Genomic DNA, 11,945 nt, shown 5'->3' on the forward strand with positions numbered 1-11,945 from the left:
TCGGTTATTTATATGGAATTGCGTCAGCTCTCCTATTTCAAAGCCGTGGCCGAGGAACTGCACTTCGGCCGGGCGGCAGCGAGGGTGCGGATTGCCCAGCCGGCGCTCAGCAATCACGTCATGGCCCTGGAAAGGGAGCTCGGCTGTGCGCTGTTCATCCGCTCGACGAGGCGGGTGGAACTGACCAGGGCAGGGGAGACGTTCTATGATCGCTGTGTGCGCATCCTCAGCGAGGTCGATCTGACCACCGAACTGACGCGGGCGGCCGGCGGCAGCCGCATGCGCCAGATCAAGATCGGCACCGTCTATCCGGCCACCATCGGCATGCTGCCGACCTTCCTTGCGAAGATCGCCCGCAAGTTCCCGGACGTGAAGATCCATATCGCTTCGGGCAACACCGGCGAGATCATCCGCAACCTGGAAAGCGGCCAGATCAATCTCGGCTTCATCCGCCCGGTGGAAAACATCGGCGCGTTGCGCTTCTTCTCGATTGCGCATGAACGCTATTATCTGGCGGTTGGCCATGGCAATCCGCTGGCCGAGCGCGACGAGATCACCATCGACGATCTCAGCGATCAGAAGCTCATCGCCTTTTCCAGGCAGAACCTGTCGTTTTCCGAGCGCTACTTCCAGGAGAAGTTCGAGGCCTACGACCTGGTGAAGAACATCGCCTACACTTGCGACGACACCTGGTCCTTGGTGTCGCTCGTTTCAGCCGGGCTTGGCATCGGCTTTGTCCCGGAATGGACGCGCGAGCTTCCGAACCGCGCCTTCGAACTGAAGAAGGTCAGAGGCATCGACTTTCGGATCGGGCTGGGCGTCGCCTGGAACCGGGAGGATCCGACCGCCTCGCGCGACGACATCGTCGATATCGCCCGGTCACTGGCACGGCCGGGGCGGTGAGGGCGGTCGTGTTCGACTGACCCCGACGGCTCGGCTGGCATTCGCCGATCCTTGGTCGGCCTGCCTGCCGTTGAACATCCCTTCTTTCGCCCGAGCCCCGCGTCCTGGGGTGGCTTCGTTGCCGGGAGCGTGACGTCATGCTTAGACCTGCGGGACCACCGTTTGATCCGGGTATGAATGGTTTCGACCAGTTTGCGTCTGCGCCGAAACTTCGGCTTCATCGACGGCAAGGAAGATCGTGGACTTGGCCTCTACCGCTATTTGCCCGAGGCGCCGCACCGCGCACGCCTGGCTGCAGAAAGCCACGGGTCGTATGCTCGCACCGCCACCACACGCGCATTCGAATAAATTCTCACGCTGATGTTTGCCGCAGATCTCAATTTCGGGGCACCCCCAGCCGATTTCGCCGCGTCTCCCGCAAAGTCGACCCGAAATGACTGCTAAACGCCCTGGAGAGTGACGCCGCCGAAGCAAAGCCCGTACGCGCGGCGATTTCGTGCGCGGCGAGTGACGTTTCCTCCGCGAGGCTGCGCGCAACGTCAAGCCGGATGCTTTGATAGTAGTGGCCCGGTCCCATGCCGAGTTCCCGTTGAAAAAGACGCGCCAGAGTGCGGGGCGACGTTGCGGTCGCATCCGAGATCGCCTTGAGGCTGAGCGGGCTTTCGACGTGCGCGCGCATGTGAGCGACTGCTTTAAGGAGCTGCGGAACACGTGTCGCGAGGGAAAGGCTTCGCGCACCTCGCTCGTCCGGGACGCGCAATCGAGCATCGTACACAAACATGTTGGAGACATCGAATGCCAAGGCTCCACCACCATGGTCGCCGATCAGCTTGAGCATGAGATCGACGACTGTTGTGGCGCCGCCTGCCGTGATCCGATTGCGGTCGATCACAAAGCGATCCGATGTAACCTCGACATCCAGATGGATCTCAGCGAATTGCGAGAGATCCTGCCAGTGTATCGTGGCTCGGTAACCAGCTAGCAGTCCCGCCTGTGCGAGCAACCAGGCGCCGCAGTCGAGTCCGCCGACGATGCCAATGGACCGGCTTAGCCGCTGCAGCCGCTTCAAGACCGAGCTCTGTGCATGCTGGCGTGCGCCATAACCAGCAACGATGAACAGGATGTCGAGATTACGGGCGTCCTCGATGTCGCCGTCACAGCGCAAGAGGAGACCGCTGGAGCTGCGGACATCCGTTCCCTCCGACGACAGCAACCGCCATGCGAATGTGTTGGGACCGGCATAATCGCGGGCCGCGCGCAGCGGCTCGATTGCACTGGCCAGCACCATGTTGGAAAAACCATCGAAGATTAGAAAGCCGCAGCTCAAACTCATTCTGTCAATTCCAGCAAACTCTTTGGCAATTTATGCCAACAAGGTCCCTTCTGCAATTCGTATAGTAAATCGTCGAGTTAAGGAGGCCGTATCGTGAATTGGGACGTATTCATTACCTGCGCAGTCACCGGTTCAGGCGGCACCGTCAGCAAGAGCGACAGGGTCCCGGTAACTCCCAAGCAAATTGCCGAGGCTAGCATCGAGGCCGCAAAGGCGGGTGCAGCTGTCGCTCACATTCACGTGCGCAACCCGGAAACCGGTGCGCCTTCGCGGGATCCCGCTCTCTACCGCGAAGTCGTTGCACGAGTGCGGGATTCTGGAGTGGACGTCGTCCTCAACCTCACCGCCGGAATGGGCGGCGATCTGGTGCTCGGTTCAGCGGAACAGCCGCTGCCATTCAACCCGAAGCAGACGGATATGGTAGGCGCGACCGAACGGCTCGTCCACATCGACGAACTGTTGCCGGAAATTTGCACGCTCGACTGCGGCACGATGAATTTTGCCGAGGCCGACTATGTGATGACGAATACGCCAGGCATGCTGCGGGCGATGGCAGCACGCATCCAGGCAAGCGGCGTCAAGCCGGAAATCGAGGTCTTCGATACCGGTCATCTCGTGCTTGCCAAACAACTGGTCAAAGAAGGGCTGATTGACGATCCCGTGATGATCCAGCTGTGCATGGGTATTCCATACGGTGCGCCGGACGATCCGAGCACGCTGATGGCCCTGGTCAATAATGTACCGGCGGGATGGACATATTCGGCGTTTTCCATCGGTCGCAACCAATTGCCCTACGTTGCGATGGCGGCGCTCGCGGGTGGAAATGTCAGGGTCGGCCTGGAGGACAATCTCTTTCTCTCGAAAGGTGTTCTGGCCAGCAACGGTCAGCTCGTCGAGCGTGCCGCATCAATCCTCTCGGCAATGAACGTCAACATCCTGAAGCCCCAGGATGTTCGAGAAAAACTGAAACTGAGAAAGCGTTGGTAGGAATGAGGCAGGACCGATCGATTTGACCGAAGCAGCCAAGACAGCGGAGAATTTTGCGACGGCATTCAATGCCGCCGGACAGAACTCGGCTATTGCCTGCAGCAACCTCTATCCCCTTTCCATCTGCTTCGTTCCAGACAAGGAGGTGCGTGACCAGCAGCCTGTCAATCGATGAATGAGAAAGCAAAAAAGGGGAACAAAAATGTCTCAGAATTCCATGACCAGAAGAGGCCTGTTGCAGGCGACTGCAGCGGCGGCGCTCATATCCGCAATGCCCTCGCGCTCCCATGCTCAATCATCGCCAAAGCGCGGCGGGATGCTCCGCATCGGCCATTCCGGCGGAGCCACATCCGACTCGATTGATCCAGCCACCTATGCGGCAGGGCCCGTCGTGACGGCCATGCTGGGCGGTGTCTGTAACAACCTCGCCGAAGTGGATGCCGCCGGCAAGATCGTGCCGGAACTTGCCGAAAGCATGGAACCCAGTCCCGATGCCAAGGTGTGGACGTTCAAGCTTCGCAAGGGTGTCACGTTTTCCAACGGCAAGCCATTGACGCCCGAGGACGTCATCGCTTCCTTCAATCATCACCGTGCCAAGGATTCGACCTCCGGCGCAAAAGCGATCCTTTCGGAGGTCGTCGATATCCGTAAGGATGGCGAGGCTGTTGTCTTCGAATTGAAATCCGGCAATGCGGACTTCCCGTTCCTGACGGCCGAGTATCAGTTCGTCATCATGCCGGCCAATACGGACGGCACCCTGAACTGGAAGTCAGGCATCGGCACCGGCGGGTATACGCTGGAATCGCACGAGCCTGGTGTGCGCATCAAGCTGAAGCGCCGCTCGGACTACTGGAAGGCCGATCACGCCTGGTTCGACGAGGTCGAGCTCCTGACAATCAACGACGCAACGGCTCGGCAAAATGCTTTGTTGACGGACCAGGTCGATGTCATCAACAGCGTCGAGATCAAGACGTTACCGCTCCTGCAACGCAAGGCCGGCATTACCATTGAAGAGGTCACGGGTACTGCCCATTACCTCTGGCCCATGTGGTGTGATAGCGAGCCGTTCAAGGACGTGAACGTGCGGCTGGCGCTGAAATACGCAGTCAATCGCGAAGAGTTGCTGCAGAAGATCCTCCGCGGCCATGGCCATCTCGGCAACGACAGTCCGATTGCCCCGGCCAACCGCTTCTACGCTGCCGATCTGCCGCAACGAGCCTATGATCCTGACAAGGCCAAATTCCATCTGAAGAAGGCCGGGCACGACACGCTGAAGGTCGAACTCTCGGCGGCGAACGCTGCTTTCGCCGGCGCCTTGGACGCCGCGACGCTGTTCCAGGCGAGCGCCGCCAAATGCGGTATCGACATCAACGTCAAGCGAGAGCCCGACGATGGTTATTGGTCGAACGTGTGGCTGAAGAAGCCGTTCGTCACCGGCTACTGGAACGGCAGGCCAACCGAGGACTCGATGTTCTCCCTGGTCTACGCAAAGGGCGCCGACTGGAACGAAACACACTGGTCCAACGACCGCTTCAACCAGCTTCTGCTTGAGGCGCGCTCAAGCCTCGACGAAAACAAGCGGCGAGACATGTATCATGAGATGCAGCAGCTCGTCAGCGACGACGGAGGCGCGATCATTCCGATGTTCAGCAACTACATCGATGCGCGCAACGACAAGGTTGCGCATGGAAAGCTGGCTTCTAACCGCTTCTTCGACGGCTGGAAGCTGATCGATCGTTGGTGGAGTGCTGCTTAAGCACTCCATCGATAGTTGGCGCCGTCCGGTCGGCCGGCGCCTGCTCCACTCCCAAATCTGGCAAGGTGAACATGACTGGCACGGTGAAATCCGCCGCAGCAATCGGTGGTGGCGTTATAGGCGGCGGCTGGATCGCTCGATTTCTGCTCAACGGCTACGATGTGAAGGTTTTTGACCCGCATCCGCAGGCCAAGCGGCTGGTGGGGGAAGTCCTCGCCAATGCCGAGCGCGCTTATCGCAAGCTAACTCTGGCTCCGATGCCACCGAAGGGCAATCTGAGCTTTGTTTCATCCATTGAGGAGGCGGTTTGCGATGCCGATTATGTTCAAGAGAGCGTGCCGGAGCGGCTCGATCTGAAGCGCAGCGTCTACGCTGAAATCGAAAGGCACGCCAAGGAAAATACGCTGATCGGATCGTCCACCTCGGGGTTCAAGCCGACGGAACTGATCGAGGGCTTCGCCACGCCTGAGCGCCTCCTCGTTGCCCATCCCTTTAATCCGGTCTATCTGCTTCCGGTCGTCGAGGTCGTGCCGGGACGTACGACGGCGGACAATCTCGATCGTGCTAAATCCTTCCTCACCGCCATCGGCATGAAACCGCTCGTCGTGCGCAAGGAGATCGATGCCCATATCGCCGACCGCCTTCTGGAGGCAGTGTGGCGCGAGGGGCTCTGGTTGATACACGATGGCATCGCGACGACCGAAGAAATCGATGATGTCATTCGCTTCGGCTTCGGCCTTCGCTGGGCGCAAATGGGCCTGTTCGAAACCTACCGGATTGCTGGCGGCGAGGCTGGCATGCGACATTTCATGAGCCAGTTTGGCCCGGCATTGAAATGGCCCTGGACCAAGCTGATGGACGTCCCTGATTTGACCGAGGAACTGATTGATACCATCGCCGCACAGTCGGATGCTCAATCGGGCAAGCACAGCATCCGCGAGCTCGAGCGGATTCGCGACGACAACCTCGTCGCCATCATGCAGGCACTGAAAGGCAATGACTGGGGTGCGGGAGCCGTCCTCAAGGAGTACGAATCGTCCCTCTATGCGAAAGCGCACAGCCACGAACGCCGGCCAACGGTCGATCCGCAAAAGCCCTTGGCGTTGCGCGCTGATCGTGTTCGGGAGGATTGGGTGGATTATAACGGCCACATGACCGAAAGCCGTTATCTGCAGGTCTTCGGGGATGCAACCGATGCCTTCCTGCATTTTATCGGCATGGACAAAGATTATCTGGCCAGCGGCCGGTCGCTTTATACGGTGGAGACGCACATCCGGCATCTGCGCGAGGTGAAAATGGGTGCACCGCTGCGTGTGGAAACGCGGTTGCTCGGCTTCGACCTCAAGCGAGTAAGAATAGTGCACGAACTCTACGGTGGGCCAGAGAACGAACTCCTGGCAACCGGTGAGCATATGCTTTTACACGTCGACACGGCAAAATCGGCCGCCGCGCCTATGGACCCGGCTCTGACGATCAAATTGGGTGAGGTGTGGAAACACCATCGGCATCTGGAGTCTCCAGACTATGCAGGCAAGCCGGTGCGTGAAATCATGATGGAATCCGCCGCCAGCTAGGAGATCGCAATGGCTCCCATACCGAAGCTGATACTCAAGAGGTGCTCGACGGGGCTTTTGACGCTCTTTCTGGTTTCGATCATCATTTTCTTCGCGATCGAACTCCTTCCGGGCGATGCCGCTCAGCAGTTGCTTGGTCAGAGCGCGACACCCGAAACCCTGGCGGCCCTGCGCGAACAGCTCGGGCTAAACCAGCCGGTCGTCTTGCGCTATGTACAATGGCTAGGCGGCGTGACGACCGGCGACTTTGGCATGTCTCTCGCCAACAAGCGGCCGGTGGGTGAGCTGATCGCCGGGCGGCTCGGAAACACGCTGTTTCTCGCTGCCTATGCAGCAGCGCTTGCCATTCCTCTGTCGCTGACGTTGGGCCTCCTGGCCGCTCTGTGGCGCAACAGCCTGTTCGACCGCCTTTCGAGCCTGTTGACGCTGACCTCGATCTCTTTCCCGGAGTTCTTCGTCGCCTATATCCTCATCCTGTTTCTGGCCGTGCGCACGAGCCTGTTCCCGTCCCTTGCCACAGTGGACGCCACCACCTCGCTCGTCGAGCGGCTTTATATCTGCTTCCTGCCAGCTGTTACCCTCACCCTTGTCATCGCCGCGCATATGATGCGAATGACGCGGGCGGCGATCATCAACCTTCTCGCGAGCCCATACATCGAGACTGCGCGGCTGAAAGGGCAGTCGCCCTTCAAGGTGATAACCCGTCACGCCCTGCCCAATGCGCTCGCCCCGATCGTCACGGTCGTTACCCTGAACCTTGCCTATCTCGTAACGGGCGTTCTGGTGGTCGAGGTCGTCTTCGTCTATCCGGGTCTCGGACAATTACTCGTCGATTCCGCTGCCAAACGCGATCTCGCGGTCGTGCAGGGCTGCTGTCTGATTTTTGCTGCGATCTACATCTTCCTCAACATGTTTGCGGACATTATCGCGATCGCCACCAATCCGCGTTTGCTACATCCGCGATGAGGAGTAAGCCATGATTGCAGCAACAAAATCATTCCGGCTCGCGACAGTCCCCTGGTCGGCGCGTCTTGGTCTTCTCATCATAGCGTTCTACATTGTGGTCGCCGTCTTTGCGCCGTGGCTTGCTCCCTACGGAGAGGCTGAAGTCGTTGGTGGCGAGTTCGAGCCGTGGAGTTCCATGTTCGTGCTTGGGACCGACGGTCTGGGGCGCGATATGCTCTCCCGCTTGATTTTCGGAGCTCGCAATACGATCGGCGTGGCTTTCGTAACCACCGCCCTCGCGTTCCTGATCGGCGCCGCCGGCGGAATGCTGGCCGCGACGCTCGGGGGCTGGACGGACGAAGTGTTGTCGCGCGTCGTTGATGTGATCATGGCAATTCCGCGCGTGATCTTTGCGTTGCTGCTTTTGACCATTTTCGGCACCGGGCTGGTCAATCTGATCCTCATCATTGCCATTCTGGACTCGACCAGCGTCTTTCGCCTGGCACGCGCAGTTTCGATGAATGTGGTGGTCATGGAGTTCGTCGAAGCGGCCGGATTGCGCGGTGAGAGCCTCTGGTGGATCATCCGGCGTGAAATTTTGCCCAACATCTTTCCGCCGCTCATCTCAGAATTCGGCTTGCGTTTCTGCTTCGTCTTCCTGAGCATATCTGCCCTGTCTTTCCTCGGTCTTGGATTGCAGCCACCGACTGCGGATTGGGGCAGTATGGTCAAGGAAACGGCCTCCCTGATCAGCTTCGGCGATATCACACCGCTCCTGCCAGCCGGGGCAATCGCGCTGCTAACTGTCGGGGTCAACTTTGTCGTCGATTGGATGCTGCATCGTTCCAGCGGCTTGAAGGACTAGGCGATGGGAAACGCAAAATCGCTCCTCGAAATCCGTGGCCTGAAAATGGAAGCGCAGGTCGACGGCGCGTGGACCGAGATCGTCCATGGTATCGATATCGATCTGCATCGGGGCGAAGTCCTCGGTCTGATCGGCGAATCCGGCGCTGGCAAATCCACGATCGGCCTTGCGGCCATGGGCTATGCACGCAACGGCTGTCGCATAAGCGGCGGCTCGGTTCGTTTCGACGGAGAGGAACTCGTCGGCCGCAGCGAAACCTTCCTGCGCAAGCTTCGTGGCCGGCGGATCGCCTACGTTGCACAGTCCGCGGCGGCGAGCTTCAATCCGGCGCATCGCCTCATTGATCAATATGTCGAAGGGCCGGTGACACACGGCCTTCTGACGAGGCAGGATGCGGAACGACAGGCCGTTGATCTCTATCGTCGTATGCGTCTGCCCGAACCCGACGTGATCGGCTGGCGTTACCCGCATCAGGTCTCCGGTGGCCAGTTGCAGCGGGCAATGACCGCGATGGCGATGGCCTGCAAGCCGGATCTGATCATCTTCGACGAGCCGACAACGGCGCTCGATGTGACAACGCAGATTGAAGTGCTGGCCGCGATCCGCGATGCGGTCCGCCAGTTCGGTACAGCTGCGATTTATATCACCCACGATCTGGCCGTCGTGGCGCAAATGGCCGATCGAATAAAGGTGCTTTTGCGCGGACGAGAGGTCGAGGACCAGTCCACGCGCGGCATGCTTGCCGAACCGAAGGAGGCCTATACCAAAAGCCTGTGGTCGGTGCGTTCGATGGAGGCGGAAGAAAAACCCTATCCGGCGAGCGACGTCCAGCCGTTGCTGAAGATCGACTCCGTCAGTGCATCCTATGGCAAGTTGAAGGTCCTCCAGGAGGTTAGTCTCGAGCTCCACCGCGGTCGCACGCTCGCACTCGTTGGCGAATCCGGATCCGGCAAGTCGACGACGGCGCGTGTCGTGGCTGGCCTCTTGCCACCGACCGGCGGTGAGGTGTTGCTGGACGGGCAGCCACTTCAACCGAGCTTCAGGCAGCGCAGCCGGGATTTTTTGCGACAAATCCAGATTATCTATCAGAACGCCGACACGGCACTCAATCCGCGCCAGCGCGTGCGAGATATCATCGGGCGTCCGATCGAATTCTACCTCGGCCTTAAAGGCGCCAGGCGCAACGATAAGGTCGACGAGCTGATGCACCGCATGGAGCTTGACCCAGCGAAGTTCGGGGATCGCCTTCCATCCGAGCTTTCAGGCGGGCAGAAGCAGCGCATCGGCATCGCGCGTGCCTTGGCGGCCGAACCCAGGATCATCATCTGCGATGAAGTGACGTCGGCTCTCGATCAGCTCGTTGCTGAAGGCATATTGAGGCTCTTGAAGGAGATCCAGGAGGTGACCGGCGTCTCCTATCTGTTCATCACCCACGATCTCGCGGCGGTGCGGGCCATTTCGCACGATTGCGCCGTCATGCAAGGCGGACGGGTTGTCGAACAAGGGAACGTCAGAGATGTGCTGCGCCGGCCTGAGCAAACCTACACAAAAACGTTGCTAGCCTCCGTGCCGGACATGGACCCGGATTGGCTGACCCGCCGTCTAGAGGCAGGAGCGTCCGCGAAATGATCGACGATCCTGAAATCCTGGCCTTCATCGCCAAGACAGAAGCATCCTATCCTGCGGACGCGAATATCGCTTCAGCTGCGGACAACCGCCGCTATTATGATGCCATGTGCGCTGTCTTTCGACAGCCTCGCCCCAAGGATATCCATGTCATTGACGCGATGGTCGATGACATTCCGGTGCGGCACTATGAACAGGCTGACGCCGGCGTTGGTCGGCCTGCTATTCTCTATTGCCACGGTGGTGGATTTGTCGTCGGCTCGCTGGAAAGCCACGACGACGTTTGTGCCGAGATTGCGAGCCGCACGCGCATGCGTGTGACTGCCGTCGACTATCGTCTGGCGCCGGAGCATCGGTATCCCGCTCAGATCAACGACGTCGAAAAGGTCTGGCGTCATCTGGCATCCAGGACTCCGCAACTGATTGCTGTCGGCGACAGCGCCGGCGCCAAACTCTGCGCGGCTCTCGCGCTGCGCATGCGACGCCTCGCCGGCCCGATGCCCATGGCGCAGCTCTTGATTTACCCGGGCCTCGGGGGAGAAGTCACCTGGCTGTCGTATTTAGAGAACGCGGAAGCGCCGCTGCTGCGCACCTCCGATCTCGCCAGCTATAGCGCCGCCTATTCCGGCTTGGAACACTCCTCAGATCAGGAGGTGGAAGAAGTATCGCCGCTCAAGGCTAAGGACTTTTCGGGCCTGCCTCGAACGCGGGTATTCACGGCCGATGTCGATCCCCTGCGCGACGACGGAAAGGTTTACGTCGAGCGCCTCAAAGCCGCAGGCGTCGATGCCGATTGGCGCAACCATGAGCAACTCGTGCACGGCTATTTGCGCGGCCGCATCATGAGCCGCCGAATCCGCACGGCGTTCGAGGAAATCTGCAGAACGCTCCAAGAGTTGGCAGAAGTCTGCATGGACCCTGTGATCTAGCGACTCTTACCAAAAGGCGTGGGAGCGGAGGTGCAGAATTCGTCCGCGGTAGCGTCGGGATAGTGCTGCCACGGACTGCGTAAAAGTCACCCACCTCTAGAGCATGGTGCGATTTTGCGAAATTGGAATTCCATTCCAAGGCGGTTACTGTGAAAACTGCTTAAGTAGCTCGGCCAATCCGCTCGACGAGGCGGGTGGAACTGACCAGGGCAGGGGAAACGTTCTATGATCGCTGTGTGCGCATCCTCAGCGAGGTTGACCTGACCACCGAGCTGACGCGGGCGGCCGGCGGCAGCCGCATGCGCCAGATCAGGATCGGCACCGTCTATCCGGCCACCATCGGCATGCTGCCGGCCTTCCTTGCGAAGATCGCCCGCAAGTTCCCTGACGTGAAGATCCATATCGCTGCCGGCAACACCGGCGAGATCATCCGCAACCTGGAAAGCGGCCAGATCAATCTCGGCTTCATCCGCCCGGTGGAAAACATCGGCTCGTTGCGCTTCTTCTCGATTGCGCATGAACGCTATTATCTGGCGGTTGGCCATGGCAATCCGCTGGCCGAGCGCGACGAGATCACCATCGACGATCTCAGCGATCAGAAGCTCATCGCCTTTTCCAGGCAGAACCTGTCGTTTTCCGAGCGCTACTTCCAGGAGAAGTTCGAGGCCTACGACCTGGTGAAGAACATTGCCTACAGCTGCGACGACACCTGGTCCTTGGTGTCACTTGTTGCAGCCGGGCTTGGCATCGGCTTTGTCCCGGAATGGACACGCGAGCTTCCGAACCGCGCCTTCGAGCTGAAGAAGGTCAGAGGCATCGACTTTCGGATCGGCCTCGGCGTCGCGTGGAACAGGGAGGATCCGACCGCCGCGCGCGACGACATCGTCGATATCGCCCGGTCGCTCGCACGGCCGGGGCGGTGAGGGCGGTCGTATTCGGCTAGTCCCTGACGGCTCGGCCGCCCGTCCGCCGATCCTTGATCGGCCTGCCTGCTGTTGAGCATCCCGTTGATGTCCGCGCCGTCGCC

Annotated in this window: 11 protein-coding genes and 1 pseudogene; 11 read left to right on the forward strand and 1 reads right to left on the reverse strand. The window is 59.7% G+C overall.

Annotated elements, in window-relative coordinates; all coding sequences use genetic code 11:
* Nucleotides 1-12 precede the first annotated feature (12 nt).
* Together BN77_RS17525 and BN77_RS33560 are read left to right on the forward strand one after the other, a co-directional pair.
* Nucleotides 13-903 (forward strand): LysR family transcriptional regulator, encoded by an 891-nt coding sequence (locus tag BN77_RS17525; RefSeq protein WP_007534319.1) that lies wholly within the window; start codon nt 13-15, stop codon nt 901-903.
* A 177-nt stretch (nt 904-1,080) separates the two neighbouring features.
* Entirely contained in the window at nt 1,081-1,251 is a 171-nt protein-coding gene (locus tag BN77_RS33560; protein ID WP_157224463.1) for a hypothetical protein, read from the forward strand.
* Between the two features lie 28 nt (nt 1,252-1,279).
* Here the strand turns inward: BN77_RS33560 and BN77_RS17530 are convergent, their stop codons facing one another.
* Entirely contained in the window at nt 1,280-2,236 is a 957-nt protein-coding gene (locus tag BN77_RS17530) for a GlxA family transcriptional regulator (RefSeq protein ID WP_007534320.1), read from the reverse strand.
* Between the two features lie 93 nt (nt 2,237-2,329).
* On the opposite strand from BN77_RS17530, the gene BN77_RS17535 reads away from it, so the two are divergent.
* From BN77_RS17535 to BN77_RS17570, 9 genes and pseudogenes are all read left to right on the forward strand, one after another.
* Entirely contained in the window at nt 2,330-3,223 is an 894-nt protein-coding gene (locus tag BN77_RS17535; protein WP_007534321.1) for a beta-keto acid cleavage family enzyme, read from the forward strand.
* 22 nt (nt 3,224-3,245) lie between these two features.
* A complete protein-coding gene (locus tag BN77_RS33565; protein WP_007534322.1) occupies nt 3,246-3,398 on the forward strand; it encodes a hypothetical protein in 153 nt (50 codons plus the stop codon).
* Between the two features lie 27 nt (nt 3,399-3,425).
* Complete coding sequence (locus tag BN77_RS17540) at nt 3,426-4,979, forward strand: ABC transporter substrate-binding protein (protein ID WP_007534323.1); 1,554 nt, start codon at nt 3,426-3,428, stop codon at nt 4,977-4,979.
* 71 nt (nt 4,980-5,050) lie between these two features.
* On the forward strand, nt 5,051-6,553 hold the full coding sequence (locus BN77_RS17545) for a carnitine 3-dehydrogenase (RefSeq protein ID WP_040677344.1): 1,503 nt from the start codon (nt 5,051-5,053) through the stop codon (nt 6,551-6,553).
* Nucleotides 6,554-6,562: 9 nt separating this feature from the next.
* On the forward strand, nt 6,563-7,519 hold the full coding sequence (locus BN77_RS17550; protein ID WP_007534325.1) for an ABC transporter permease: 957 nt from the start codon (nt 6,563-6,565) through the stop codon (nt 7,517-7,519).
* Nucleotides 7,520-7,529: 10 nt separating this feature from the next.
* The gene (locus tag BN77_RS17555) at nt 7,530-8,363 is read left to right on the forward strand and encodes an ABC transporter permease (protein ID WP_007534327.1); all 834 of its coding nucleotides are present in this window, start codon (nt 7,530-7,532) and stop codon (nt 8,361-8,363) included.
* 3 nt (nt 8,364-8,366) lie between these two features.
* Entirely contained in the window at nt 8,367-9,992 is a 1,626-nt protein-coding gene (locus BN77_RS17560; RefSeq protein ID WP_007534329.1) for an ABC transporter ATP-binding protein, read from the forward strand.
* Nucleotides 9,989-10,918 (forward strand): alpha/beta hydrolase, encoded by a 930-nt coding sequence (locus BN77_RS17565; protein ID WP_007534334.1) that lies wholly within the window; start codon nt 9,989-9,991, stop codon nt 10,916-10,918. Before BN77_RS17560 ends, BN77_RS17565 begins: the two co-directional genes overlap by 4 nt.
* A gap of 176 nt (nt 10,919-11,094) precedes the next feature.
* Nucleotides 11,095-11,841, forward strand: a pseudogene (locus BN77_RS17570) (LysR family substrate-binding domain-containing protein); the annotation flags it as partial.
* Between the last annotated feature and the right edge of the window lie 104 nt (nt 11,842-11,945).

This window comes from Rhizobium mesoamericanum STM3625, assembly GCF_000312665.1.
GTDB lineage: Bacteria > Pseudomonadota > Alphaproteobacteria > Rhizobiales > Rhizobiaceae > Rhizobium > Rhizobium mesoamericanum.

Coding starts and splice junctions, on each gene's coding strand:
- BN77_RS17525 (WP_007534319.1), top strand. CDS start 13: ATGGAATTGCGTCAGCTCTCCTATTTCAAAGCCGTGGCCGAGGAACTG.
- BN77_RS33560 (WP_157224463.1), top strand. CDS start 1,081: ATGGTTTCGACCAGTTTGCGTCTGCGCCGAAACTTCGGCTTCATCGAC.
- BN77_RS17530 (WP_007534320.1), bottom strand. CDS start 2,236: ATGAGTTTGAGCTGCGGCTTTCTAATCTTCGATGGTTTTTCCAACATG.
- BN77_RS17540 (WP_007534323.1), top strand. CDS start 3,426: ATGTCTCAGAATTCCATGACCAGAAGAGGCCTGTTGCAGGCGACTGCA.
- BN77_RS17545 (WP_040677344.1), top strand. CDS start 5,051: ATGACTGGCACGGTGAAATCCGCCGCAGCAATCGGTGGTGGCGTTATA.
- BN77_RS17550 (WP_007534325.1), top strand. CDS start 6,563: ATGGCTCCCATACCGAAGCTGATACTCAAGAGGTGCTCGACGGGGCTT.
- BN77_RS17555 (WP_007534327.1), top strand. CDS start 7,530: ATGATTGCAGCAACAAAATCATTCCGGCTCGCGACAGTCCCCTGGTCG.
- BN77_RS17560 (WP_007534329.1), top strand. CDS start 8,367: ATGGGAAACGCAAAATCGCTCCTCGAAATCCGTGGCCTGAAAATGGAA.
- BN77_RS17565 (WP_007534334.1), top strand. CDS start 9,989: ATGATCGACGATCCTGAAATCCTGGCCTTCATCGCCAAGACAGAAGCA.